Origin of the sequence: Zwartia hollandica, assembly GCF_019923725.1 — a bacterium.
Lineage (GTDB): Bacteria > Pseudomonadota > Gammaproteobacteria > Burkholderiales > Burkholderiaceae_B > Zwartia > Zwartia hollandica.
Genome location: NZ_JAHXRI010000001.1, coordinates 94,620 through 120,841, shown reverse-complemented (window position 1 = coordinate 120,841; position 26,222 = coordinate 94,620). Strand labels below are relative to the sequence as shown.

20 protein-coding genes are annotated in these 26,222 nt (G+C 52.5%); 7 read left to right on the top strand and 13 right to left on the bottom strand.

From position 1 onward, the window contains the following. The first annotated feature begins 1 nt into the window (after position 1). Positions 2 to 811 carry a hypothetical protein gene (locus tag KZZ10_RS00525; RefSeq protein ID WP_259659537.1) on the top strand — a complete coding sequence of 270 codons (810 nt, stop codon included), beginning with the start codon at positions 2 to 4 and terminating at the stop codon, positions 809 to 811. Positions 812 to 839: 28 nt separating this feature from the next. Here the strand turns inward: KZZ10_RS00525 and KZZ10_RS00520 are convergent, their stop codons facing one another. Beyond that, a complete protein-coding gene (locus tag KZZ10_RS00520) occupies positions 840 to 1,724 on the bottom strand; it encodes a PCC domain-containing protein (RefSeq protein WP_259659536.1) in 885 nt (294 codons plus the stop codon). A 133-nt stretch (positions 1,725 to 1,857) separates the two neighbouring features. Between KZZ10_RS00520 and KZZ10_RS00515 the strand changes: the two genes are divergently transcribed. The 4 genes from KZZ10_RS00515 (at position 1,858) to KZZ10_RS00500 (ending at position 5,363) form a co-directional block, all read left to right on the top strand. Then, the gene (locus tag KZZ10_RS00515) at positions 1,858 to 3,030 is read left to right on the top strand and encodes an acyl-CoA dehydrogenase family protein (protein WP_259659535.1); all 1,173 of its coding nucleotides are present in this window, start codon (positions 1,858 to 1,860) and stop codon (positions 3,028 to 3,030) included. After that, positions 3,027 to 3,812, top strand: a complete 786-nt coding sequence (locus KZZ10_RS00510) for an SDR family NAD(P)-dependent oxidoreductase (protein ID WP_259659534.1) — start codon at positions 3,027 to 3,029, stop codon at positions 3,810 to 3,812. Before KZZ10_RS00515 ends, KZZ10_RS00510 begins: the two co-directional genes overlap by 4 nt. Further along, positions 3,809 to 4,861, top strand: coding sequence for a phosphotransferase family protein (locus KZZ10_RS00505; protein ID WP_259659533.1), 1,053 nt, complete (start codon positions 3,809 to 3,811; stop codon positions 4,859 to 4,861). The genes KZZ10_RS00510 and KZZ10_RS00505 overlap by 4 nt, the downstream gene beginning before the upstream one ends. A 169-nt stretch (positions 4,862 to 5,030) precedes the next feature. Further along, complete coding sequence (locus tag KZZ10_RS00500; RefSeq protein WP_259659532.1) at positions 5,031 to 5,363, top strand: hypothetical protein; 333 nt, start codon at positions 5,031 to 5,033, stop codon at positions 5,361 to 5,363. 18 nt (positions 5,364 to 5,381) lie between these two features. Here the strand turns inward: KZZ10_RS00500 and KZZ10_RS00495 are convergent, their stop codons facing one another. From KZZ10_RS00495 to purL, 9 genes are all read right to left on the bottom strand, one after another. Further along, positions 5,382 to 5,840, bottom strand: a complete 459-nt coding sequence (locus KZZ10_RS00495; RefSeq protein WP_259659531.1) for a hypothetical protein — start codon at positions 5,838 to 5,840, stop codon at positions 5,382 to 5,384. 57 nt (positions 5,841 to 5,897) lie between these two features. Next, complete coding sequence (locus tag KZZ10_RS00490; protein WP_259659530.1) at positions 5,898 to 6,443, bottom strand: GNAT family N-acetyltransferase; 546 nt, start codon at positions 6,441 to 6,443, stop codon at positions 5,898 to 5,900. Continuing rightward, on the bottom strand, positions 6,440 to 7,351 hold the full coding sequence (locus KZZ10_RS00485; RefSeq protein WP_259659529.1) for an alpha/beta fold hydrolase: 912 nt from the start codon (positions 7,349 to 7,351) through the stop codon (positions 6,440 to 6,442). The genes KZZ10_RS00490 and KZZ10_RS00485 overlap by 4 nt, the downstream gene beginning before the upstream one ends. Positions 7,352 to 7,359: 8 nt before the next feature. Then, the gene (locus KZZ10_RS00480) at positions 7,360 to 8,166 is read right to left on the bottom strand and encodes a bestrophin-like domain (RefSeq protein ID WP_259659528.1); all 807 of its coding nucleotides are present in this window, start codon (positions 8,164 to 8,166) and stop codon (positions 7,360 to 7,362) included. 81 nt (positions 8,167 to 8,247) lie between these two features. Further along, positions 8,248 to 9,000, bottom strand: a complete 753-nt coding sequence (locus KZZ10_RS00475; RefSeq protein WP_259659527.1) for a dienelactone hydrolase family protein — start codon at positions 8,998 to 9,000, stop codon at positions 8,248 to 8,250. A gap of 235 nt (positions 9,001 to 9,235) precedes the next feature. Further along, positions 9,236 to 9,826: a histidine phosphatase family protein gene (locus KZZ10_RS00470; protein WP_259659526.1), complete on the bottom strand. Its 591-nt coding sequence runs from the start codon at positions 9,824 to 9,826 to the stop codon at positions 9,236 to 9,238. Between the two features lie 19 nt (positions 9,827 to 9,845). Beyond that, entirely contained in the window at positions 9,846 to 11,438 is a 1,593-nt protein-coding gene (gene guaA / locus KZZ10_RS00465; RefSeq protein ID WP_259659525.1) for a glutamine-hydrolyzing GMP synthase, read from the bottom strand. A gap of 92 nt (positions 11,439 to 11,530) precedes the next feature. Next, complete coding sequence (gene guaB, locus KZZ10_RS00460) at positions 11,531 to 12,991, bottom strand: IMP dehydrogenase (RefSeq protein WP_259659524.1); 1,461 nt, start codon at positions 12,989 to 12,991, stop codon at positions 11,531 to 11,533. 44 nt (positions 12,992 to 13,035) lie between these two features. Then, positions 13,036 to 17,070, bottom strand: coding sequence for a phosphoribosylformylglycinamidine synthase (gene purL / locus KZZ10_RS00455; protein ID WP_259659523.1), 4,035 nt, complete (start codon positions 17,068 to 17,070; stop codon positions 13,036 to 13,038). Between the two features lie 127 nt (positions 17,071 to 17,197). Between purL and KZZ10_RS00450 the strand changes: the two genes are divergently transcribed. Next, the gene (locus KZZ10_RS00450; protein WP_259659522.1) at positions 17,198 to 18,217 is read left to right on the top strand and encodes a TRAP transporter substrate-binding protein; all 1,020 of its coding nucleotides are present in this window, start codon (positions 17,198 to 17,200) and stop codon (positions 18,215 to 18,217) included. A 106-nt stretch (positions 18,218 to 18,323) separates the two neighbouring features. Next, on the top strand, positions 18,324 to 20,162 hold the full coding sequence (locus tag KZZ10_RS00445; RefSeq protein WP_259659521.1) for a TRAP transporter large permease: 1,839 nt from the start codon (positions 18,324 to 18,326) through the stop codon (positions 20,160 to 20,162). A 39-nt stretch (positions 20,163 to 20,201) separates the two neighbouring features. On the opposite strand, the gene lpdA is transcribed toward KZZ10_RS00445, so the two are convergent. From lpdA to aceE, 3 genes are read right to left on the bottom strand one after another with little or no spacing between them, the layout of a single operon-like run. Next, a complete protein-coding gene (lpdA, locus tag KZZ10_RS00440; RefSeq protein WP_259659520.1) occupies positions 20,202 to 21,989 on the bottom strand; it encodes a dihydrolipoyl dehydrogenase in 1,788 nt (595 codons plus the stop codon). 9 nt (positions 21,990 to 21,998) lie between these two features. Next, positions 21,999 to 23,330 (bottom strand): dihydrolipoyllysine-residue acetyltransferase, encoded by a 1,332-nt coding sequence (aceF, locus tag KZZ10_RS00435; protein WP_259659519.1) that lies wholly within the window; start codon positions 23,328 to 23,330, stop codon positions 21,999 to 22,001. Between the two features lie 14 nt (positions 23,331 to 23,344). Next, entirely contained in the window at positions 23,345 to 26,050 is a 2,706-nt protein-coding gene (aceE, locus tag KZZ10_RS00430; protein WP_259659518.1) for a pyruvate dehydrogenase (acetyl-transferring), homodimeric type, read from the bottom strand. Positions 26,051 to 26,222: the final 172 nt, after the last annotated feature.

Sequence of the window (26,222 nt, the reverse complement as noted above, 5' to 3'; positions counted from 1 at the left end):
CATGACAAATTACCTAACTTCGATTAAGTACGCCGCAACAGCAAGCATTCTCGTAGGAGCTACCACCTTAACTTCTGTCGCAACAGCACAGACAGCAGCAAATAAGCCACAGCCCGTCTTTCAGGTGTCAGACACCTGGCGTTTTAACGTCACACCATATTTGTGGCTTGTCAATATCAATGGCAGTGTCTACTATGACAACACTAGGCTAGGACGCGTCAATCTAAATAGCAGTGAACTTTTGTCTCACCTGAATGGCGCGGGGATGCTCACACTCGAAGCGCACAAAGGTCGCCTCGGTCTCGCGGCTGACCTCGTCTACTCGAAGATTTCAGCCCAGGACTCGGCTGTTCGAGGCGCTGTCGACTTGGGCAGCAAAACTTCCGTGGAACAAGGCATCTATACCGTTGCCGGCACCTACACTTTGCACAACAGTCCCAGCGCATATGTTGATGCGTTGGTGGGTGTCCGGGTTCTTGATATGAAAACCTCAACATCCATCGCCGTACAAGGGACGCCACTTGGTTTATCAAAAACAAAGAACACGACAACAACTGACCCAATCATTGGTTTAAAGGGCCGTGTGCAATTAGGGGCTAGCGACTACTTCGTGCCCTTTTATATCGATGTGGGCGGGGGCAGCAGCAACACTGAAATCACTAGCCAGCAAATGATCGGTGTTGGCCGAGCGTTTGCCTGGGGTGACACAACCTTGGGCATCAAGAATCTGTACTACAAACAGAAAGCCAACAACGTTACAACAGATCAAAGTTTGTACGGTGTGACGCTAGGCGTAACATTTAAGTTCTAACACTGACTGCAAGCCGCTCGGCTCGCCACTAGGCGTCGAGCGGCTCCACAACCAGTTCGAAAGTGACCAGAACCGGATTCTGGCCCCGCGCCAAGACACCCTCAGATACTGTTCCTTTGTAATCCACCATCGCAATGTCAATTCGCGCCCTCAGGTCGCCGTTTGCGTCCGGACAAATAACACCCGAGCGAATGAGTAACTCAGTGACAAAAGGCTCTACGATTCGACCGTCGTCGAACACAGCGCCAACTGTACTGCCGACTCCGCCCTGTATCGTCGCTGCGATAATCCCTTTTTCCAGACAGAAGTTCTCAAGTGCGAGACAAACATCGGTATTTGGTGACAGTCGAACGATATGCGACTCCGCCGCGTTCCCAAAGGACTTTGTCTGCGATAAAACTGAGCGGGATGGCGTCACCGTCGGCATAAACAATGAAAAATTCGTTTCTCTGTCTGGAGTCACAACAAACTCGGCACCGTATATTGCTCTGCCCGTCGCAGCAATCCCCTTAACGACGTTAACTTGATCGGGCAACAGATGACCGCTGTGGCGCCTTCCGTCAGGCTCTAGCCAAACCGCGTGACAATGCAGCCAAGGCTGACCGTCACGGACTCCGTAGGTGACGCTGGCAGTTTCAATGAGAACTCGCCCTTGCACACGAAAGGTCTCACTAAAGTACACCGCATGCTCACTAGTCTTGGACAGCGCAGGCATACAGTAAGCAAAGCAATCCAAACAGCCGCCACTCAGGCGCATCACCGCACTCGACACTCCATAGCGACCCACTGCGAGCGCAACAGAATCGATCAAACTGTAGCCAGGTTCAAGCACTGTCTCAAACGCCTCAACCCGGCAGATCGCGCTGTGAAGGCGTTCCGTTGCCGGTATACCGGGATGATCAATACGTCGCATAGTAATTAGCGTGTGCGGAAATCTGTGAAATTGCGATAATAGGAAACATTGGCGTAAAGGTATTTTAAATCGTACTCAGTAATTCCAAGGATGCGCAGCTTTTAAGGCGCGCACTCTACACGAGGATGCAAGCATGGAATTTTCTCTTACCGCAAGACAACTAGAGCTTCAGGAGCGCACGCGCGCCTTCATCGCAGAGGTGATCATACCCCTCGAACGCGACCCAAGGGCTACCTCTCATGGTCCGACAGAGGAGTTCCGCAACGAGCTAGTTGCACATGCGCGTGCGGCGGGATTGTTGACGCCCCATGCCTCTGTCGAACTTGGCGGTTTAGGGCTAACTCACGCAGAAAAGGCTGTTGTATTTGAGGAAGCCGGTTATTCGACCTTAGGTCCAACCGCCATGAATATCCACGCTCCTGACGAGGGTAATATCCACTTAATGGAGGTGGTGGCCACACCTGAGCAAAAAGAACGCTGGCTGCGCCCGCAGGTTCAAGGTCATATCCGCTCTTGCTTTGCAATGACTGAGCCCAGTCCTGGGGCCGGAGCCGATCCATCGATGATGCAAACCACTGCAATAAAGGACGGTGACCACTACATCATTAACGGAACAAAATGGTTCATCACGGGTGCCGAGGGTGCCACCTACGTCATCATCATGGCGAAAATGGAAGACGGCTCCGCTACGATGTTTCTCAGTAACATGAGCCGCGACGGCATCAAGGTGACACGTCAAATGGATGCCATGGATAGCTGTTTTACTGGCGGACACTGCGTGATGAGCTTTGACAATGTTCGCATCCCAGCGACAGATGTGTTGGGTGAAATCGGCAGAGGATTCAAATACGCGCAGGTTCGCTTGGCGCCGGCGCGCCTGACACACTGCATGCGCTGGCTCGGACAAGCGCGCCGTGCGCATGACATCGCGACCGAGTATGCGCGTAAGCGCGAAGCGTTTGGCAGAATCTTGGGCAAACACGAAGGCGTGGGCTTCATGTTGGCCGACAACGATATGGACTTGCAGACGAGTCGCCTACACATTGCCCACACAGCATGGATTCTGGACCAGGGACATGGTGCGAACTTCGAATCTAGTCGAGCTAAAGTCGTATGCTCAGAGGCCGAATGGCGCGTTGTCGATCGGTGCGTACAGATACTTGGCGGCCAGGGCGTCACCGGAGAAACTATGGTCATGCGAATTTTCACGGACATGCGAGCTTTTAGAATTTACGACGGTCCGAGTGAAGTGCACCGATGGAGCATGGCGCGCAAGATTATCGAAGCCGGAGAAAAGCGCGTATGACCGCCCACAACAAAACAAGCGCACTCTTTAATCTTGAGGGGCGCACAGCATTGGTCACTGGCGCATCGAGTGGTATTGGCCACCACATCGCCCTCACCTTGGCGCAAGCTGGAGCGCGAGTCGTTGTCGCAGCACGCAGAGTCGATCGGCTCGATACACTTGTTAAAGAGATTGAACTATTCGGCGGGCATGCCTACGCGGTTCCTCTGGATGTCACGAGTGCAGCAAGCGTTTCGGCATGCTTCGATGCAATCGAAGCGCAAGGACTTGTCGCTGACATCATTGTCAGCAATGCGGGTGTTACCGTCGCAAAGCCAGCACTTGAGCAAACAGAACAAGACTGGGATCAGGTTCTAGACACGAACCTCAAAGGCTGCTGGCTTGTGAACACCGAGGCAGCACGTCGACTAGTCAAACAAAAACAGCCCGGCAGCATTATTAACATTTCATCAATACTCGGTGAACGTGTCGCCGGCGCGGTCGTTGGCTATAGTGCCTCTAAGGCCGGTGTTATACAGTTCACAAAATCTCTGGCACTTGAGTTTGCACGCTATGGCATTCGTGTTAATGCGGTCCTTCCCGGTTACGTTGTCACTGACTTAAACAGCGACTTTTTAGCGAGTGAAGCAGGAAAGAAATTGGAATCCCGCATTCCATTCAGGCGTTTTTGTCAGATGTCGGATATGGATGGACCGATCTTGTTACTTGCCTCGGATGCCGGAAAGGCGATGACAGGAACAAGTCTCGCCGTAGACTGGGGCCATCTCGTGAGCTCGCTATGACGCCGCCCGTATCGACAGAAGCAGGCGCACTGACTTTTGATGAGAACGTGCTCGCAACCTGGTTGAAAGAGAACGGATTGCTTGATAAGGCCTCACTGGCGGTGAAGCCCTTAACAGGAGGTCAGTCCAATCCTACCTATCTTTTGACGAGCGGGCAGCAACGTTATGTGCTGAGAAAAAAACCGCCAGGCCCCCTACTGCCGTCTGCGCATGCGGTAGATCGAGAGTATCGGGTCATGCAAGCGTTACAGAATAGTGCCGTGCCAGTACCAAGACTTTTTGCGTTTAGCGAAGAGCTGGAGATCGTCGGCACACCGTTCTACATCATGGAGTATCTAGACGGTCGAGTGATTGTCGATCAATCCCTCCCAACCTTCTCCAGAGAGGATCGCAGCCTCGTCTATCAGGACATGAATCGTGTGATTGCTGCATTGCATAGCGTTGATTACGCGACCGTCGGTCTAGAAACATTCGGCAAGCCGGGTAACTACTTTGGTCGTCAGATCGCGCGCTGGAGCCGTCAATACAAAGAGGCGAATACGGAAGATATACCCGCGCTGCATGCCTTAATCGAATGGTTACCTGCCAACATTCCAGTTGGAGAGCAGACCTCCATTGTTCATGGTGACTACCGTTTAGACAATCTGGTGTTACACCCCACCGAACCGCGCGCGATAGGCTTGTTGGACTGGGAACTCGCGACCTTAGGGCATCCTCTTGCCGATTTTGCATACCATTGCATGAGCTGGCATATTCCAGCGTCCCTGTGGCGAGGTATCGGTGGCTTAGATCTTTCAGCGCTGGGCATTCCTGACGAGGCGCAGTACCTCAAGCAGTATTCGCAAACGACGGGGCTTGACGGCGCCGAACACTGGGACTTCTACATTGCCTACAACCTGTTCAGGATGGCCGCAATTTTGCAGGGAATTGCCAGACGTGCTGCCGACGGAACAGCAGCCTCGAGCGATGCCCTCGAAACTGGCAATAAAGCGAGACCTCTAGCCGAAATTGGCTGGAAGTACGCCCAACGCTATGCGCGCAGCCGGTAAGCACAAGGACATGAATAGCAGCAGACTCCTCGCAAGATCTGGCAATCTAGAGAAAAATGAGGGTCTCCTGCGCAAAGCCCCGCTGGGTGGCGTTAGCATCCAAACAATTGAATCTCAGACTCAGTTGTGAGTCTGCAGCCATATTGATCACCTCGAGTAGGAAAAGCTCATGAGCAAACTAGCACGTATCGCCGCGGTTGGATTTATTGCAGCAAGCGCATTCATCACGAGTCACGTTGCGGCTCAGGCTGTTTACTGCACTGCAGAGGGTGCGCCAGTCGGCTGTGTTGCTCGCCCACTCGATCGCGGAGCGCCCGGTGTCGGCGTACTTCCAGGACCGGGCGTTGGCGCTCCGGGACCAGGAATCGCGCCTGGCGTTGGTGCACCAGGACCTGGTGTAGCGCCGGGTGTTGGTGCCCCTGGCGTCGGTGCCGCCGGTGCACGAGGCCCCGGCGAAGGTCCTAACCGCGGTGGTCCTGCGAACCGTCCTGGCGCACGTTAAGGCGTTAGCCTGTCGACGTTATTTCTTCAGCACCTTGGTTGCTGCTTTAGCAATCAAGGTGGAAATGACTTCACTGCGCGGCTCTTTGTAATGCTCGGCCAGCGCGTCCAGAGCGAGAGAAACATCCTTATCGAGAATAATTTCGACTCGTTTCGCGCCCGCCTCAATACGCTTGCGCCGATGCTCTGCCGTGCGCTCCACAGGTGAAATGGCGACGGCGAGGCGTGGTCGTCCCCGCCTTGACAGACCAGGCAGAAAACCTTGCCCAGGCAAAGGGCTCGTCATCCCAATAGAGGACTTTTGAGACGAGCCCCCTCTCTTCGCGGGCTGCTTCGAAATGTTTTTAAGGGCTTGAGGTCGAGCGCGTTGTTTTGCCCCATGGTTTTCATCACCGTCCTTGGTCCCACCGACCGAAGGAATCTGTGACTCCTCGTCGCTAAACAGCGAGAGCAATGTGCCTTTGTTTGGATGTGACATGCTCACTCATTAAATGTACCGGATAGGTATATTTATATCATCATCCGACTGAATCGGCTAACGGTCGTCACCGGGCGGTGTTCGATTGCCATCCCCGAGCTCCCGCTCAAGCATCGCTGTATCGCGCCATTGCCCAAACTTAAAGCCAACCGAGCGAAAAAGACCGACTTCCACAAAACCAGCCGCTTTATGCAGCCTGACTGATCCGGGACTGCTATCGCCAATCACTGCGAGCATCTGCCGATACCCCAGTTCCGTGCAGCGCTCGATGACGGCATCGAGAAGTGCACGACCGATACCTTGCCCGGACAACCCTTCCTTCACGTATACCGAGTCTTCCACGGTGAAGCGATAGGCTGGTCGAGGACGGTACATCGTTGCATAGGCATACCCCACAACGACTCCGTCCCTTTCCGCCACTAGATAGGGCAGACCTTTGGCGACGACATCCGCACGACGTTGCTGAATCTCTGGAACCGACGGAGGTGACAGTTCGAAGGAGGCCGTACCGTGCTGCACGTGATGAGAATAAATCTCCTGGATGACACCAATATCGTGCTCCGCACTATCCCGAATGAAAAATGAGGGGGGCGTTGGCTTCATGGCCTACCGCTCAGTTCGAGAATCGCTTGGGCAAACACAGCTGGAACCTCCTGGGGCATGTTGTGACCGACTCCTGGTATGACGCGATGCTCGCGTCTGTCGCTAAACCTGTGTGCATGCGCAGCGGCACTCGATGGACTACGCACGCCGTCATCGGCACCATCAAACGTAATCGTAGGCACACTAATGATCGGAGACCTTGCCAGACGCGCTTCTATCTCAGCGTAGGCCGGATCGCCAGGCACAAGTCCAAATCGATGTCGATAACTATGAATCACGACCGCTACGAAATCGGGATTATCGAACGCGGGAGCGCTACGCAAAAACGTTGCAGCGTCGAAGTTCCAAGTAGGAGACCAAAGCCTCCAAAGAAGCTCGATGAGACCGCGCCGATCCGCGGTCAGACCCGCGCGCCCTCTTTCGCTATGAAAATAATACTGGTACCAGAGCCGGTGCTCATTCGATGGGGAGTCAGGTTTTAAGGCCGTCGCAATATTTTGGATGTTGTAGCTGTTAAACGAAACGAGCGCGCGACAGCGCTCAGGCCAGAGCGCGGCCACGACACAAGCGGCCCTGCCGCCCCAGTCGTACCCTGCAAGGGTAGCGTTTTGCACGCCAAGCGCATCCATCAAGGCCAACAGATCCGCACCCAACGCGGCTTGCTCGCCGGAACGTGGTGTCGCCGGATCGAGAAAACGCGTCTCTCCATAGCCACGCAAATACGGAACGATCACCCGACATCCCGCCGAGGCTAGCAGCGGCGCAACCTCTGCATACGCATGCGCATCATAGGGAAAGCCATGCATCAAAAACACAACGCTATCATTCGCAGGACCGTACTCGTGATAGAAGATGTCAAGCACTCCGGCGCGAATACTGCTGGGAGCGGGCATTGTTTTGTTGTCCATAAGTACAGCTACCGAGACGACTCTAAACGATCTAACAACTTTGTAAATTGCGCATCAACCAAGTCTAAGTTAATAGCACTTACACGCGGGTTGCCTAAATTCAGACAAATAACAATTGCCGCGAGAATAACAAAAAGGAATAACACAGTCAGCCCAAATTGCTGTCCTTGTTCAATCCCGGTTTTATAACCACATATGCCAGAAATAATCATCAATAATACGACTAGCGCTTGCCAGAGAATACGCGGTGTCTGCATAAAAATAGATGCATACTGTTGATCAAAAATTGAGTTCATCAACTGAACTCGAGTGAGAAAACTTTTAAACATGATGCGATCATCGCCACTATATTGCGGAAGCAAGGCATAGGCATGACGCAAAATTCGTAGACCAGCATCTTTCTGCGCACGGCCACGTTCCTCAAGCCCCAGGGCATGTATCGGTCTGTCGTAAAGATGTTCTCGTTGCTCAACGTACTCGATTAACAACTTTAAAACGTCTCGCCTATCGTCTGCTCTTAGCATCTGCGTTGAGTCAACAACCGCTGAGATACTTAAGATCTCATCTACGGTGAGCTTGCGCTGATTCTCGTAGATGTGCGTCGACCCAGACAGCTGGAACGCAACCAGAATCGCAAAAAAACCAAAAATCGACGTAATAAAAATACTACTGACATCGACCGTCTCTTTGTTGAGTTTGCGCCTTACCCATGTGCCATAAAGCCAGCTCAACCCGAATACGATCACAACGGCGATGGTTAATCCCAGATAGATCCATCCAGACTGCAATAGCAACAAGCTCGTTTCTCGAGTCATCGTGAGTTCCACTTCAGATTGTAAATACGCGGTAGATTAAGTCGTGTTTGCAGCATAGTAATTCAAGAAAAGTATTGCACTTTATTTCTGAACCCGTACTTTTAAAAACTTTATTACTTCTTGATTTGCCAAATGATCAAATGCTGTTGCATGTCCTTTACCCTTAAGAATGATCTCTACCTTATCAGTCCTATCTTTCCAAAAAGGACGATCAGAACATTGTCTCTGAGGAATGTCGTCCTTAGAGAAATAAGGGTCAATTTCCCAGTTTATTGCAATAAACGGCGTTGTATCAGCTGAACCAACTTTCCTTCGGACTCCGCATGAAAAACCAGAAACGACAATACCTTTGAAACCAACTTCCTTCGTCAAAAAAGCACCAGCTCCACCTTCACTGTGCCCCATCAAAAAAACATTACGTTTATCTGCCCAAACTTGCTCCTGAATCATTCTCATGGCGAATTCAGCCTCTGCTGGTCGCAAGTCATTGGTTGGAACTTTACCAATATTCGGTGTGTCCGATGAGGGGATACAATTGACGACTCGATTTGGTATTGCAAATGAGTCTGGCAAAACAACAATAAAACCCTCAGATTTTAAATGTTGTGCCCACTTTTTTTCATGATCACCAATCCCTCCACAGCCATGCAAAAGAACTACAACAGGCATTGGGGATTCGACTCTTACGGTGGTAACACGCTTTACTAAAAAATTAGAAGGTACGTAAATTTGCGCACCTTCCCATGCTTTAGAAACGTCGTAACCTTGAACTAAAAAAGCATTTCCTGATTTGGAGAAAGCAAACAGAAGAACAACAATTAAACTTTTAATCATTAATTTCTCCACGTATCATCCGTGTTTCCAGGTCAAAAGCTGTAAGAGCTGTATGCTCGGTTCTTGATGTATCGAGCGGCCATGATCTACTTGAACTGTTAAGGCCTTAGCTGAGCAACCGAAGTTCCATCAAGCTCTGGACCGTGTGCTGCAGCTACTTTCAATATTACCTTTGCAAAGTGCTGTACCTAAAGTGTACGCAGTGAGACTCCTACTCATTGAAGCAATACGAATCCTAAAAGAACTTGATTCTTCCTAATTTTTTAGGGGGAGAGCCAGGTTCAATAATTAATGCTTCACCTTCAGCCAATAATCTAACTAGGGATAACTCGTTACTTAGAGTGCCAGGCAAGAACGTGACCGCGTGTCCTACAAATACATTATTTTTGCCTGTTGGAGTTTTACTAAAAAATCCGGCACTGGGTACTGATCTGAGTTCTCTGTCTAGTTGCGACTGAAAGGTTCCTGGTTTAATCAACAACCACTCCACAGTCGTAAATCTATCAAAGGCAAGCTTTGCTGTCTCTTCACATCGACAAAAACTACTCGAATAAACCTCTCCGATTGGAATATCGAGTTCTTTTATTCTTTTACCAATACGCCTACTTTGCTCTCGCCCTTCTTCATTGAGTTGACGTGATCCAGAAGAGCAATCATTAGGACGTTCGCTTGGCGGATTAAATTTAGATGAATCACTGCCTGGGGTGATAGCGTGTCTAATAAAAATATTAAGACCACCTTGCCTAAGCCTATCGATAAGCACTTGATCTTGCGCCCAGCCTACATTTGCAGAGAGGAGCAATAAAATAACGAGAAGTTTTTTCACTCAATGCCCAATAAAAAATTTACTCCCACTCAATTGTTGCGGGTGGCTTGCTCGACACATCATAAACAACACGATTAATGCCGCGCACTTCGTTGATGATTCGGGAAGAAACCTTCGCAAGCAACGGGTAAGGCAAAGGTGCCCAGTCTGCCGTCATGAAGTCCGAGGTCTGTACTGCGCGCAACGCTACAACGTACTCGTAGGTACGACCATCGCCCATTACACCCACAGATTTCACCGGCAGGAACACCGCAAATGCTTGTGAGGTCAGGTCGTACCAACTTTGTTTGGTCTCGGGATCAATCGTCTTGCGCAACTCGTCAATAAAAATGGCATCGGCACGACGCAAGAGATTTGCGAATTCGCTGCTGACCGCGCCCAGAATTCGAACACCCAACCCTGGCCCAGGGAATGGATGGCGGTAAACCATACCGTGAGGTAATCCAAGTGCGAGACCAAGTTTGCGGACTTCATCCTTAAACAATTCTCGCAAAGGTTCAAGCAGCTTAAGATTAAGCGTCTCTGGTAAGCCACCAACATTATGGTGCGACTTAATCGCGACAGCTTTGCCAGTTTTGGCGCCGGCTGACTCAATCACATCTGGGTAGATTGTGCCCTGCGCCAACCATTTTGCAGCCTTAAGCTTAGCCGCTTGGTGCTGAAACACCTCGACAAACTCGCGACCAATAATCTTACGTTTAGCCTCTGGATCCGTCACGCCGGCCAGCTTGCCCATGAACTGCTCCGTCGCATCGACATGAATGATTTTGACACCCATATTCTGAGCGAAGGTTTCCATCACTTGCTTACCCTCGTCAAGTCGAAGCAAACCATGATCAACAAACACGCACGTCAAACGATCACCAATAGCGCGGTGTATTAAGGCCGCGGCAACAGACGAGTCAACGCCACCGGAAAGTCCAAGAATCACCTCGTCCTCACCAACCTGCTCCCGGATACGGGCGATCGCCTCGTCAACGTAGTTGGGCATCGTCCAGTCGCCCACGCAGCCGCATATATCTGTCACAAAACGATTCAGTAAGGCTTGACCTTGAACAGTATGCGTTACCTCTGGATGAAACTGCACAGCATAAAAGCGACGCGCCTCGTCGGCCATTCCCGCGATCGGACACGAGTCCGTCGACGCCATCACTTTAAATCCATCAGGCAATTTGGTCACTTGATCGCCGTGACTCATCCACACCTTCAGCATTCCATGCCCTTGCGGTGTGACAAAATCCTGAATGTCCTTGAGCAAGGTTGTGTGGCCACGCGCTCGAACTTCTGCATAGCCGAACTCACGGTGATCTGCGTGGCTGACCGTGCCACCAAGTTGGTGTGCCATCGCCTGCATGCCATAGCAAATACCTAGAACGGGCACACCGAGAGAGAAAACAGCATCAGGAACCTTAAGCGAACTATCGTCATAGGCGGAGCCATGACTGCCAGAAAGGATGATTCCTTTGAGCCCCAAGCCGAGCTGCTTCTTTAAAAAGTCGGCGGAAATATCTCCGGGATGCAACTCACAATACACACCCGCTTCACGGACGCGTCGCGCAATAAGTTGTGTAACTTGTGAACCGTAGTCAAGAATTAGGATGCGCTGATGCATGCGAGTCAAGCCTGTCTGAATGAAAGACACCGGCTCTTGAGCCGGTGCCAAAAAATATACCGCGCATGCTAATGCATGAGCGGGCCAACAACTTAGTCTGCGCGATAGTTCGGTGCTTCCTTGGTGATCTGTACATCATGTACATGCGACTCACGCATACCCGCGGCAGTGATCTGCACAAATTCGGGCTTAGTACGCATTTCTTCTATGGAGGCACAACCGCAATAGCCCATCGAGGCACGCACACCACCAACCAACTGGAAAATGATAGCTAAAACACTTCCCTTGTAAGGCACCCGCCCCTCAATGCCCTCTGGAACAAGTTTGTCAGCATTATTGGCAGGATCTTGAAAGTAACGATCGGCCGAGCCATCCGTCATCGCGCCCAGACTGCCCATTCCGCGGTACGACTTGTAGGAACGCCCTTGAAACAACACAACCTCGCCGGGAGCTTCCTCGGTTCCTGCGAACATCCCGCCCATCATGACCGTCGAGGCACCCGCAGCAATGGCTTTTGCAACATCGCCTGAAAAGCGCACCCCACCATCAGCAATCAGTGGCACACCGGTGCCCTCGAGGGCTTTCGATACTTCTGAAATCGCAGTGATCTGAGGAACACCAACACCGGCCACAACGCGTGTCGTACAAATTGATCCGGGACCAATACCGACCTTTACTGCATCTGCACCAGCTTGCAACAAGGCCCTCGCGGCCTCTGCTGTGGCGATATTGCCACCGATAACCTCAACTTTTGGAAAATTCGTTTTTACCCAACGAACACGCTCGATGACTCCAGCCGAATGGCCATGCGCGGTGTCAACCACAATCACATCGACACCGGCGGCAACAAGCTTCTCGACGCGCTCTTCCGTGCCATCGCCAACACCGACCGCAGCACCTACGCGAAGTTGCCCATGACTATCCTTGCACGCCGCGGGATGTTCAGTGTTCTTAACGATATCCTTGACAGTCGCCAAGCCACGCAGCTGGAAGGCGTCGTTCACGATCAGAACGCGCTCAAGACGATGCTTATGCATCAGGGTTTGAGCCTCTGCAAGGGTGGCACCTTCTTTCATCGTGACTAATCGATCTTGAGGTGTCATGATCGTACTGATCAAGGCCTCAAGCCGATCTTCAAAACGTAGGTCGCGGTTCGTAACAATACCCACGACCTTGCCGTGCTGTACGACTGGCAAGCCAGAGATCCCATGTTGACGTTGCAACGCAATGGCATCGCGCACTGTCATATCCGGTGCCAAGGTAATTGGATCGATCACGATACCGAATTCATGACGCTTGACTCGGGCTACTTCCCTAGCTTGCTGGTCCGCTGTCAGATTCTTGTGGATGATACCGATGCCGCCCTCTTGAGCCATCGCGATGGCCAAGCGGGACTCAGTGACTGTGTCCATCGCCGCTGAAACAAGCGGAATGTTCAAAGAAATATTTCGGGTCAGACGAGTCACTAGGGAGGTGTCGCGCGGGAGCACCTGAGAAAAGGCAGGCACCAACAACACATCGTCGAAGGTGAGCGCAGTTTGGATAAGACGCATACAAAAAGCTCCGGGCGCAAAGTGTGATTATACGATAGAGGGAGCTAGCCGATATGGACTCTCGCGTTTTGGAAAAACCGCATCCAGGGCGTATATGGGCCCGAAGAATCCTTCTCCCCCCAGAGCTTGGGCGACCATGACATCATGACATTTCGGGTAACACGCTCCGGATGGGGCATCATCACGGTAAATCTGCCATCCGAGGTTGTGACCGCGGTCAAGCCATCGGCACTGCCGTTAGGGTTAAACGGGTAACGCTGCGTCGCAGTGCCGTAATGATCAACAAAATGCGCTGCGCGCAGGACCTTCTGGGGGTCGCCTTGCTTAGAGAAGTTCGTAAAGCCCTCGCCATGCGCAACCGCCACGGGAATGCGCGAACCGGCCATCCCTTTAAAAAACAAGGATGGGCTTTCCGTGACCTCAACCAACGAAAGCCGCGCCTCGTATTTTTCTGACTGATTACGCGTAAAACGGGGCCAGTGCTCTGCACCCGGAATCATCGAAGCCAAAGCAGCCATCATTTGACAGCCGTTACACACGCCTAGGGCAAACGTATCGTTACGTCCGAAGTAAGCCGCAAACTGATCGGCAAGTTGATTGTTAAACCGAATACTCCGCGCCCACCCTTCGCCAGCGCCAAGCACGTCACCGTAGCTGAATCCACCAACTGCGACAAGGCCCTTAACGTCTTTGAGATCGACCGCGCCAGACTGCAAATCTGTCATGTGCACATCCCAAGCTTCAAAACCTGAGCGGTCAAAGGCCCAGGCCATCTCCACCTGACTATTGCAGCCTTGCTCCCGCAAGATCGCAATGCGCGGGCGACTTCCTATGTTCAGAAAGGGTGCTGCTACATTTTCCTGTGGATTAAAGCCGACCAAACCAGACATACCCGGGTCGTTTGAATCGGCCCAGAGATCATACTCAGCCTGTGCGCAGGCTGGGTTATCACGACGCGAGGCAATGCGGTAACTCACATCGCTCCAGATCGCACCAAGGACTGCTCGAGGCTTACTCCAGATTAGTTTGCCATCACGGAAAATTTCTACAGCATCATTCGCATTCAAGGAACCGATCACATGAGAGTGTGCAGAAAGACCAGCACCGCGCAGAACCTGCATGACGCTATCACGCTCGGCTGCGGGGACTTGAATGACGACGCCAACCTCTTCACTGAACAACGCTTTAAGCGTCAACTCATCACGCTGCACCGCCACTTGTTCAGGACGAATTTTGTAATCGCCCCAATCAGCCGCATGGGCATCGATTGTCAGCATATCTAGATTTAAAGAAACGCCAGTGTGCCCCGCAAAGGCCATCTCAGTTACCGTGGCAAACAACCCACCGTCAGAGCGATCGTGATAAGCAAGTACGACACCACTTTGAGCCAAGGCGCGGATGGTAACAAACATCGTCCGCAGTGCTTGAGCGTCATCGACATCAGGGACAGTCTCGCCAACTTGATTAAAGGCCTGGGCCAAAATTGAGGCGCCCATTCGATGCTGACCGCGACCCAAATCAATCAAGATCAAACTTGTCGGGCCAACATCCGTACGTAGTGCAGGTGTCAATGATTGACGCACATCCCCAACAGGCGCAAACGCCGTCACAATGAGCGAAACGGGTGAGATCACCTTGCGCGCGTCGGCTCCCTCGGTCCAGGCCGTCTGCATAGACAACGAATCTTTGCCAACAGGGATGGAGAGACCCACCTCTTGACACAGGGCACTCACCGCAGCCACCGTGTCGTACAGTGCTGCGTCTTGTCCTGGCGCACCGCAAGCTGCCATCCAATTGGCAGAAAGCTTGATGTCTTCCATCCGCGCGACGTCCGCAGACGCTAAGTTCGTTAACGCCTCTGCAACGGCCATTCTGCCGGATGCCGGCGCGTTAATCATGGCAAGCGGGGTACGCTCGCCCATCGCCATCGCCTCACCCCGCGTATCGTCGTGATCAGATAAGGTCACTGCGCAATCCGCCACAGGGATCTGCCAAGGCCCAACCATTTGGTCTCTGCTAGAGAGTCCTCCGACAGTGCGATCACCGATCGTAATCAAGAAAGATTTGTCAGCCACCGTAGGATGTTGCAGCACACGGGTAACAGCCTCATCAAGCGCAATGACCGTCAAATCGAGCGCTACCGTCTCAGGAATCATACGTTTGACGTCCCGTGTCATGCGCGGTGGCTTGCCGAGAATAACGTCAATCGGAACATCAACGGGCCTCGTGCCAACTTGCGCCGCGATGGGGTCAAGTCCAGGCAAGCCCTCACCTACGACCACCTTAAGTTGACGCTCTTCGGTCGCAACCCCAACAATCGCGAAAGGACAGCGCTCTCTCTTAGCGATCTGTTCGAAACGCGCAAGATCCTTTGGCAGCACCGAGAGGACGTACCGCTCTTGGGATTCATTACTCCAGATTTCTGCTGCTGACATACCTGTTTCCTCGAGCGGGACACGATTTAAGTCGAAGGTCGCACCACGTCCTGCGTCGTTCACCAACTCCGGAAAGGCATTAGATAAACCACCAGCGCCGACATCATGGATCGCAACGATTGGGTTGTTAGCGCCTTGCTGCCAACAGCGATCAATAACCTCTTGGCAACGCCGTTCGATCTCTGGATTGCCTCGCTGCACAGAGTCGAAGTCCAGGGCAGCCGTATTGGTGCCCACCGCCATACTCGAGGCGGCACTGCCGCCCATTCCAATACGAAGACCGGGCCCGCCCAGCTGTATCAGCAAGGCGCCGGGCTGAATCCGTTCTTTCTTGGTACAGCCTTCGTCAATACTTCCCAAGCCACCGGCAATCATGATCGGCTTGTGGTAACCCCATCTCGTGGCACCAACAGATTGCTCAAACGACCGAAAATAGCCAAGCAAATTTGGACGACCGAACTCATTATTAAATGCGGCTGCGCCTAAGGGACCATCAATCATGATGGATAACGGACTCGCGATTCTGTCAGGCGCGCCGTGGTGATCGGATTCCCAGGTACGCGGGGCATCATCAAAACGCAAGTGCGAAACAGTAAAGCCAGCCAAGCCTGCTTTTGGCTTTGACCCCCGCCCCGTTGCACCCTCATCGCGAATTTCTCCGCCGGAACCCGTCGAAGCTCCTTCAAAAGGCGCAATCGCAGTGGGATGGTTATGGGTCTCTACCTTCATCACGGTGTGAACGAGGTGTTTGCGGCTCGCATAAGCCGGCGCGTGTCCCGGCTGCGGCAGACGTGCCTCAAAGCGTTGCGCTTGACCACCGAACATGATGGCAGCATTGTCAGAATAGGCAACGACCGTACCCAAAGGCTGAGCCGCATGCGTTTCCCGAATCATTCCAAACAAGGTTTTGTCAGTCGGCTTACCGTCAATCACCCACTGCGCATTAAAAATTTTGTGACGACAATGCTCGCTATTAGCCTGAGCAAACATCATGAGCTCTACGTCTGTCGGGTCACGCCCGAGGTCCGTAAAGGAATGCGTCAGGTAGTCGATTTCATCATCCGACAAAGCAAGACCCAAGGTGCTATTCGCTTCCAGTAGCGCTGCTCGACCAACCGTCGTTACAGGTACGGTACGCATCGCCTTGCCAGGCAACGACTCGAAAAGTGTTTTGGGGTCGAAGCGTTGGTCCACAACGGTTTCAGTCATCCGATCATGCAAGCAGTCTGCCACTAGCGCTAGCATCTGGGGATCAAAGCTTTTTGTCTTCAACCAACCGCGCTCGGGGGTAATGGTGTAACGAACCCCGCGCTCGATACGCCGAATGTCGCGTAGACCGCAGTTGTGCGCGATGTCTGTTGCTTTGCTGGCCCAAGACGAAACGGTGCCTAACCGAGGGACGACGGTTAACACGAGCGCGTCCTTCGCATCTGCAACATTCACCGCCGCTTGACCGTAATCTAACAACTGCCAAAGCTTCGCTCTCGCCTCTTCCGACAGGACTTCATCACACCAGACGTAGTGCTCGAAACGGGCCGCAACCTCGGCGACCGGCAAGCCTAGTTCCTGCATCTTCAACAATAGGCGTTCATGGCGAAAAGGGGACAAAACAGACGAGCCGGGAATTTGCAGGATGTCAGACACAGTGAAAACCGGTGAATTAGGTAAGGGAAAACACGCATTTTAGCTCTCTAACCAGCATTTTAGGGATGAGGCTAAGTACATCCTTGCTATGATGACCAACGTAATCTATTTACCTTGGAGACAAATAATGTCCATTTCGAGACGCACCCTACTGACTGGCGCTGGCGCCGGTGTCATCACCCTCGCCGCGCCGCTGAACAGCGTCTGGGCACAGTCCAAAGCTGAGTTTTCCTATAAGTACGCGAATAACTTGCCCTTGACACACCCCATGAATATTCGTGCCAAAGAAATGGCCGATGCAATTCAAAAAGATACGCAAGGCCGTGTCGAAATTCGAATTTTCCCAAGCAGCCAACTGGGTTCAGACACCGATATGCTGAGCCAAGTCCGTAACGGCGGCGTCGAGTTCTTCACCCTTTCTGGTTTGATTTTGGCGACCCTTGTTCCCGCATCCTCCATTACCGGTATTGGCTTCGCATTTAGTAACTACGACGCAGTATGGAAGGCACTAGACGGCGACTTAGGCGCACATGTTCGCAGAGAAATTGGTAAAGCGAACCTTGTCGCAATGGACAAGATCTGGGATAACGGTTTCCGTCAAATCACCTCGTCGACCAAGCCAATCCAAACCGCAGACGACTTGAAGGGCTTCAAGATTCGCGTGCCTGTATCGCCACTTTGGACCTCAATGTTCAAAGCGTTCGACTCAGCGCCCGCCTCAATTAACTTCAACGAGGTCTACAGCGCCTTGCAGACCAAGATCGTTGATGGCCAGGAGAACCCTCTTGCGATTATCGACACGGCCAAGCTCAATGAAGTACAAAAATTCTGCTCGATCACGAACCACATGTGGGATGGCTTCTGGTTCTTGGCAAACCGTCGCGCTTGGGAACGTCTGCCAGAAAAAATGCGCACAATCGTTGCCGGTCACATTAACGCCGCTGGCATGAAAGAGCGTGCTGACGTTGCAGCCATGAACGCAGGATTGCAAAAGGGCTTAACTGAAAAAGGCATGATCTTTAATCAGACAAAAGCAGACTCTTTCCGCGATCGTTTGCGCGCTGGTGGCTTCTACTCGGAATGGAAAAGCAAACTAGGCGCCGAGGCATGGGAACTACTCGAGAAGTCGAGCGGCAAACTGTCCTAAGGCAAGCGCACAAGCGGAACAGCCTCTCTGCTCCGTTTGCTACAACTCCGGGCGTCTGTCCTTGTGCAGCGTCCGGATTTTTTATATGACCTAAGCCGGAATCGCCATGTCGACCGTAATCAGCACATCTCCCCTTCCCATTGTCTCGCGCCTGCTCAAACCGATCGAGTTTGCAAGCGCGTTACTCTTGGTTGTTATCGTGATGTTGCTACTGGTGGGTGTGGTGGCTCGCTATGTTTTTTCCCTTCCGATCGTCTGGATCGATGAAGTCGTTTCGCTCTCTTTTTTGTGGCTTGCGATGCTGGGCACTGCGATTGCAATGCATCGTAACGAGCACCTACGCCTAACCCTGTTTTTGGAGATGATGCCTGAACGGGTCAGAGGGTTTGTCCACGCTCTTGCTCTGGTTGCGATTGCGGCGTTTCTCTTAGCGCTCGTTCATCCGGCAATCATCTACGCAGAGGACGAGTGGTTTGTGAAGACGCCAGCACTAGACTTACCCAATACATTCCGCGTCTCTGCACTCGCCTTCGGAATTTTAGCGATGCTAGGCGTGCTTGTTGTCTATGCCAGCCACACGGTGACCAAGGCCAACTTGTTGGCAGCAAGCATCGTCGTCGCGGTGGCAGCCTGCGCCTGCTGGCTTGGCTCTGATTTTCTGACAAGTCTGGGCCTCTACAACATCATGATCTTTCTGGTCGTGCTGGTAGCACTTTGCCTAGTCGCGGGAGTCCCGATCGCGTTTTGTTTTGGTCTCGGTGCTCTGAGCTACCTAGGCTTCACGACAACCGTTCCACTGATGGTGGTTATCGGACGAATGGACGAAGGCATGTCAAGCTTAATCCTGGTCTCAGTCCCAATTTTCGTCTTGCTGGGCTGTGTCTTGGATGCGACCGGGATGGGAAAGGCCATCGTTGACTTTCTTGCCTCATTGCTTGGGCACATTAAGGCTGGCATGTCCTATGTGCTGCTCGGCTCGTTATTTATTGTCTCCGGCATCTCCGGCTCCAAAGTCTCTGACATGGCCACGATTGCACCTGCACTATTTCCGGAAATGAAACGGCGAGGTCACAAGCCTAAAGAAATGATTGCACTACTCGCGACCGGTGCCGCGATGGCTGACACCGTGCCCCCGAGCATCGTCTTGATTGTGTTGGGATCGGTTGCTGGCGTATCGATTGCCGGTTTATTTCAAAGCGGAGTCGTCATTGCAGCTGTTCTGCTTGTGGCGCTGGCCTTGTTAGCTCGGTGGAAGGCACGACATGAAATCATGGAGAATGTCCGACGTGCAAGCTGGTCCGTTATCGGCCGTGCTTTGATGATCGCCGCCCCAGCCTTGGTACTTCCTTTCCTAATCCGTAGCGCAGTTGGCGGTGGGGTAGCCACTGCGACCGAAGTCTCAACAATCGCGGTGCTCTACGCCATGATCATCGGACAAGTGCTTTACGGTGGCATCGGCTGGCGCAAGGTATACAGCATGCTTGTTGAAACCGCGGCACTGAGTGGCGCAATACTTTTGATTCTTGGAACGGCTTCCGCAATGGCATGGGCGATTACCCAAAGCGGTGCAGTGCAAAGCCTGTCTCAATTCCTCACAACCCTACCAGGCGGGGTAATGGGATTCATGATCGTCACGATTCTCGTCTTCTTGATCCTAGGATGTCTGCTAGAAGGTTTGCCAGCGATATTGATTCTGGCACCGATCATGTTCCCTATCGCTAAGAAATTGGGCATTCATGACATCCACTACTCAATGGTGGTGGTAACAGCCATGAATATCGGGCTCATGATGCCGCCGATCGGCGTGGGCTTTTATGTCGCTTGCCGGATTGGTAATACCTCGCCAGACGAGGTCATGGGCGCGATCTGGCCGTATATTGCAGCGTTACTGGTCGGTCTAATTGCGATTGCCGCCGTACCTTGGTTCTCAACCGTGGCACTTTAAACAGAGACCTCTAAGTGCCACGGCGGCGTGCGCAAGAAACTAACGCTTGCGCACGGGGGGTAAGTCTGTGCAATGTCCATGTGCGGCCTCAGCCGCCAGGCCGACAGACTCTCCAAGAGTAGGATGAGGATGGATCGTTTTGCCAATATCTACGGCATCAGCACCCATCTCGATCGCCAAGGCTACTTCGCTAATCAAATCTCCGGCGTGTGTGCCAACAATTCCTCCGCCCAAAATCTTGTGGGACGTTGCATCAAACAACAGCTTAGTGAAGCCTTCATCGCGACCATTAGCGATAGCACGTCCCGATGCCGCCCAAGGGAATAAACCTTTCGTCACCGCAATACCCTGCTGTGCTGCCTGCTCCTCGGTCAACCCGACCCACGCTACTTCAGGATCCGTATAGGCAACCGAAGGAATCACACGGGCATCAAAGAAGCTCTTCTGACCAGCAGCGACCTCAGCAGCGACATGCCCTTCGTGCACAGCCTTATGGGCAAGCATCGGCTGACCAACAATATCCCCAATAGCAAAAATATGCGGAACATTTGTCCGCATCTGACGATCGACCTCAATGAAGCCCCGGTCCGTAACGAGCACACCCGCCTTCTCTGCTGCGACTTTCTTACCGTTAGGTGTGCGCCCGACAGCCTGTAACACTAAGTCGTAACGCTGCGGTTCCGCCGGGGCATTCGCACCCTCGAACTTAACGTAAATGCCATCCTTCTTCGCCTCGGCTGAGACCGTGCGTGTTCCCATCATAATATTGTCAAACCGAGGGCTATTGAGCTTTTGCCATACTTTGACCAAGTCTCGATCAGCGCCTTGCATCAACCCGTCTTGCATCTCCACCACATCAAGGCGTGCACCCAGCGCGGAGTAAACCGTGCCCATTTCAAGACCAATAATGCCACCACCGATGATCAACATTCGCTTTGGAATACTGCGCAACAATAGTGCACCGGTGGAGTCAACGATACGATCATCGTCAGGCAAAAACGGAAGCTTCACTGACTGACTGCCCGCAGCAATGATCGCCTGAGAAAACTTCACCACAGAAGTCCCTGCATCCGACAGTATATTCAGATGATTTGCGCCAACGAAACTACCGCTCCCTTGCAAAACAGTCACTTTGCGTGCGCGAGCCATGCCAGCTAGACCGCCGGTCAGCTTCCCGATCACGCCATCTTTAAATGCGCGAAGCTTGTCGAGGTCGATCTTTGGTGCACCGAACGTAATTCCATGTGCAGAAAGCGCCTGAGCCTCTTCGAGCACCGCTGCCGTGTGCAACAGTGCTTTCGATGGAATGCATCCGACGTTCAAACAAACACCGCCCAGCGTTGAGTAGCGCTCAATCAGGATGACTTTAAGCCCAAGATCTGCTGCACGGAAAGCCGCTGAGTACCCTCCTGGACCAGCACCCAGTACAACGAGGTCGCACTCGTGATCGACCGCCCCACCAAAAACTGCTGCTCCATGCGTCGAGGCACTCGCAACGGCTGCTGGTGCCTGCTTTGGTTCGACCGCACTCGCAGCCGGCGCTGCAGCAACCACTGCCGACGCCACTGAGGTTGCAGGTGATGCACTGGCGGCCACTACCTGTGCGATGACTGTGCCTTGCTTGACCTTATCGCCTACCTTCGCCAGGATGTTGGTGATAACACCAGCATGGGACGAAGGAATCTCCATCGAAGCCTTATCCGACTCGACGGTTATCAACCCCTGATCGATCCGCACGGTGTCACCCACTTTCACCAGCAGTTCGATAACTTCCACGGTGTCAAAATCACCGATATCCGGCACTGCGATATTGATTGAATCGCTCATCGTCTTTCCTTAAAGTGCGACACGACGGAAATCCGCCAACAGGCTGCACAGATAGGCATTAAAGCGAGCAGCAGCAGCACCATCGATGACACGGTGGTCATAAGACAACGACAAAGGCAATGTCAGTTGGGGTCCAAACTGCTTACCATCCCAGACAGGCTTCATAAATGAACGCGACACACCCAAAATAGCAAGCTCCGGCGCGTTGATGATCGGCGTGAAGTGCGTTCCTCCGATTCCGCCAAGCGACGAAATAGAAAAACAACCCCCTTGCATTTCAGCAGGTGCAAGCTTGCCATCTCGAGCCTTCTTCGCCAAGTCGCTGCTTTCCTGCGCGAGTTCAATGATGCCCTTTTTGTCTGCGTCGCGAATGACAGGAACGACCAGTCCATTCGGCGTATCCGCCGCAAAACCTATGTGGTAATACTGTTTCAGCATCAACTGATCGCCATCGATTGACGCATTGAACTCGGGAAATTTCTTGAGTGCGGCGACGCAAGCTTTAATCAGGAAAGCCAACATTGTCACTTTGACACCCGACTTCTCGTTCTCTTTGTTCAGTGTGATGCGTAGGCTTTCAAGCTCAGTGATATTCGCTTCGTCATTATTTGTGACATGAGGAATCATGACCCAGTTACGGTGCAGATTTGCGCCAGAAATCTTCTTGATTCGTGACAGTGGCTGAGCCGTCACCGCACCGAACTTCGTGAAGTCAACTTTAGGCCAAGGCAATAACTCTAAGCCACCTCCAAGCGATGCACTAGAACCGGTTGCGGTTCCTTTTCCAGCCAACGCCGCTTTTACGAAAACTTGTACATCTTCTTGTGTAATACGGCTTTTCGGACCACTACCCTTTACCAGCCCTAAGTCGACACCTAGTTCTCTCGCAAACTTACGAACCGACGGTGACGCGTGCGGCAACCCGCCTGTGGACACGGGCACTTCAAGCTTGCCTGCAGCCGAGGCTGGAATTGCTGTGGGCAGACTCAGCGCCGCGGCAGGAACGGGAGGTGGTGCTTCGGGAGCAGCGGTAGCCACAGCCGATGGAACTGGCGTTGGCACTGCTGTCGCAGCCGCAGGGGCTGCCGCTGCGCTAGCCGCTCCTAGCTCGAGGTGCACAACTACGCTGCCCTGTTTAACCTTGTCACCGACCTTTACATTGATCGACTTCACGACACCGCTGTGAGAAGAAGGGATCTCCATCGAAGCCTTGTCTGACTCAACGGTAATTAAGCTTTGCTCGGCTTTGACGGCGTCACCGACTTTGACCAGAACTTCGATGACTTCAACGGTATCGAAGTCACCAATGTCCGGTACCTGAATAGGGGCTGTGTTACTCATATTGGGTCTCTCTATCAAGCGTATTGTGGGTTGGCTTTGTTAGGATCAATACCGTACTTCTTGATGGCGGCAGCCACCTGAGCAACCGGCACTTTGCCCTCGTCAGCCAAAGCGCGCAATGTCGCAAGCACAACGAAATGACGATTGACCTCGAAATGCTCACGCAGGCGATAGCGGAAATCTGATCGTCCAAAGCCATCTGTCCCTAGCACGCGATAGTGGCGACCATTTGGAACAAACGGTCTAATCTGATCGGCGAACATCTTCATGTAGTCGGTCGAGGCGATGATCGGACCATCCGTTTTGTCCAACGCGCTGGTCACGTAAGGAACGTGTGCCTTGCCAGTGGGATGAAGCATATTGTGGCGCTCGCAATCCAACCCTTCGCGACGCAGCTCAGTAAAGCTCGTCACGCTCCAGATGTCCGCGGAAATATTCCAATCGGCCTCGAGAAGCTCCGCCGCGGCCATGACTTCACGCAAGATCGTGCCTGAGCCAAGCAACTGCGCACGCACTTTATTCTTGCCGCCCTTCTTGAGACGGTACATCCCTCGAATGATGCCCTCCTCGTCACCTTTGGTTAGACCAGGCTGAGGGTAGTTCTCGTTCATTACCGTCAGGTAGTAGAAAACGTTTTCCTGATCTTCTACCATGCGCTTAAGACCGTGCTGAATGATCACGGCAAGCTCGTGCGCAAAGGTTGGATCATAAGAAACGCAATTCGGAATCGTGGCCGAAAAGATATGGCTATGACCGTCTTCATGCTGCAAGCCTTCACCATTCAGCGTCGTACGCCCAGCAGTGCCCCCTAGCAAGAAGCCTCTGGCTTGCATGTCACCAGCGGCCCAAGCTAAGTCACCCACGCGTTGAAAGCCAAACATCGAGTAATAGATATAAAACGGCACCATGATTCGATTGTTAGTCGAATAGGAGGTAGCAGCCGCAATCCACGAGCTAAAAGCGCCTGCTTCGTTAATGCCTTCTTGAAGCAGCTGTCCGTCGGCTGCTTCGCGGTAGTACATGACTTGGTCTTTATCGACCGGAATGTATTTTTGCCCCTCAGGCGCATAAATGCCGATTTGGCGAAACAATCCCTCCATGCCAAAAGTACGGGACTCATCTGCGAGAATGGGCACGACACGCGGTCCGATGTCCTTATCACGCAACACCTGATTCAGCACACGCACAAAGGCTTGTGTCGTGGATATCTCCCTACCTTCAGCGGTTGGCTCTAAGACAGGCCTAAAGACCTCTAACGCGGGTGCTGTGAGCTTTTCGTCGGACTTGACGCGGCGTTTTGGCAAATAGCCACCAAGCGCCTTGCGCCGCTCATGCAGGTACAACATTTCAGGCGCATCTTCTGCTGGCTTGTAATAAGGAACTTCTTCCAGCTTACTATCCGGAATCGGGATGTTGTAGCGATCGCGGAACTCGCGGATCGTTTCCGTATCAAGTTTCTTTTGCTGGTGCGAAGGATTCTTGGCTTGAACGAGATGGCCTACACCGTAGCCTTTAATGGTCTTGGCAAGGATGACAGTGGGCTGCCCTTTGTGCTTAGTGGCGGCAGAGAATGCCGCATACACTTTGTGGGGATCATGGCCGCCGCGATTCAAGCGCCAGACATCATCATCACTCATGCGTGACACCATCTCGAGCAATTTGGGATGCTTACCGAAAAAGTGCTCACGAACAAATTTTCCATCGTTCGCTTTGTATGCTTGGTACTCGCCATCGACGGTATCATCCATGATCTTGCGCAGGATACCTTCCTTGTCGCTCGCCAATAGCGGATCCCAGTAACCACCCCAAATCATCTTGATCACATTCCAGCCGCTGCCGCGGAAATCACCCTCAAGCTCTTGGATAATTTTGCCGTTACCACGAACAGGACCATCCAGCCTCTGCAGATTGCAATTGATCACAAAGATTAAGTTATCCAGCTTCTCACGCGAGGCTAGACTAATAGCCCCAAGCGACTCAGGCTCATCCATTTCGCCGTCCCCGCAAAACACCCACACCTTTCGTTGGCTCGTATCGGCAATTCCTCTTGCATGCAGGTACTTCAAGAACCTGGCTTGGTAAATGGCCATGAGTGGGCCAAGACCCATCGACACCGTTGGGAACTGCCAGAACTCAGGCATCAATTTAGGATGGGGATAAGAAGAAAGCCCCTTGCCACCCACCTCTTGCCTAAAATTATTCAATTGGTCTTCGGTCAGCCGGCCCTCGAGGTAGGCGCGTCCGTATACACCCGGAGATGAGTGCCCTTGAAAGTACACAAGATCGCCTCCACGCTCGGGCGTGTCTGCGTGCCAAAAATGATTCTGTCCGCAACCGATCATCGTCGCCAGTGATGCGAACGAGGCGATGTGTCCACCTAAGTCCCCACCGTCTGGTGGATTATGCTTGTTGGCTTTTACAACCATCGCCATCGCATTCCAACGGATGTAGTGTCGGATACGTGACTCAAGCTCTTGATTGCCAGGATGCGCCGGCTCGAGCGCCGCAGGAATCGTATTGAGGTACGCCGTGTTTGGTGAAAAAGGAATGTGTGCACCCGATCGACGCGCTAAATCGGTTAGCCGCTCTAAGAGATAATGTGCGCGGTCTGGACCCTCACGATCAAGAACCGCAGCTAAAGCGTCGAGCCACTCTTGGGTCTCGAGCGAGTCTTCATCGTTCGCAGCTTGTAATGCGGCAGCTTGTGGTGCCATGACCATCTCCTGATTAGGTAGGGCTTGTATTGTGAAAGCCTACTTTGTTTTGCGTATTTTTGGCATTCTAGGTAGAAGTTGAACTCAGAGCAACTAAAATTTCATCAAGCGGTATGTATTTTCGTATTATGAAATTTAAGAAATATTTCGTTGCTCAGCTCCGACTAAAATACAACCC

Coding starts and splice junctions, on each gene's coding strand:
- aceF (WP_259659519.1), bottom strand. CDS start 23,330: ATGAGTAACACAGCCCCTATTCAGGTACCGGACATTGGTGACTTCGAT.
- KZZ10_RS00495 (WP_259659531.1), bottom strand. CDS start 5,840: ATGTCACATCCAAACAAAGGCACATTGCTCTCGCTGTTTAGCGACGAG.
- KZZ10_RS00525 (WP_259659537.1), top strand. CDS start 2: ATGACAAATTACCTAACTTCGATTAAGTACGCCGCAACAGCAAGCATT.
- KZZ10_RS00445 (WP_259659521.1), top strand. CDS start 18,324: ATGTCGACCGTAATCAGCACATCTCCCCTTCCCATTGTCTCGCGCCTG.
- KZZ10_RS00480 (WP_259659528.1), bottom strand. CDS start 8,166: ATGACTCGAGAAACGAGCTTGTTGCTATTGCAGTCTGGATGGATCTAT.
- aceE (WP_259659518.1), bottom strand. CDS start 26,050: ATGGTCATGGCACCACAAGCTGCCGCATTACAAGCTGCGAACGATGAA.
- lpdA (WP_259659520.1), bottom strand. CDS start 21,989: ATGAGCGATTCAATCAATATCGCAGTGCCGGATATCGGTGATTTTGAC.
- KZZ10_RS00500 (WP_259659532.1), top strand. CDS start 5,031: ATGAGCAAACTAGCACGTATCGCCGCGGTTGGATTTATTGCAGCAAGC.
- KZZ10_RS00485 (WP_259659529.1), bottom strand. CDS start 7,351: ATGGACAACAAAACAATGCCCGCTCCCAGCAGTATTCGCGCCGGAGTG.
- KZZ10_RS00490 (WP_259659530.1), bottom strand. CDS start 6,443: ATGAAGCCAACGCCCCCCTCATTTTTCATTCGGGATAGTGCGGAGCAC.
- KZZ10_RS00520 (WP_259659536.1), bottom strand. CDS start 1,724: ATGCGACGTATTGATCATCCCGGTATACCGGCAACGGAACGCCTTCAC.
- guaA (WP_259659525.1), bottom strand. CDS start 11,438: ATGCATCAGCGCATCCTAATTCTTGACTACGGTTCACAAGTTACACAA.
- KZZ10_RS00450 (WP_259659522.1), top strand. CDS start 17,198: ATGTCCATTTCGAGACGCACCCTACTGACTGGCGCTGGCGCCGGTGTC.
- KZZ10_RS00505 (WP_259659533.1), top strand. CDS start 3,809: ATGACGCCGCCCGTATCGACAGAAGCAGGCGCACTGACTTTTGATGAG.
- guaB (WP_259659524.1), bottom strand. CDS start 12,991: ATGCGTCTTATCCAAACTGCGCTCACCTTCGACGATGTGTTGTTGGTG.
- KZZ10_RS00475 (WP_259659527.1), bottom strand. CDS start 9,000: ATGATTAAAAGTTTAATTGTTGTTCTTCTGTTTGCTTTCTCCAAATCA.
- KZZ10_RS00515 (WP_259659535.1), top strand. CDS start 1,858: ATGGAATTTTCTCTTACCGCAAGACAACTAGAGCTTCAGGAGCGCACG.
- KZZ10_RS00510 (WP_259659534.1), top strand. CDS start 3,027: ATGACCGCCCACAACAAAACAAGCGCACTCTTTAATCTTGAGGGGCGC.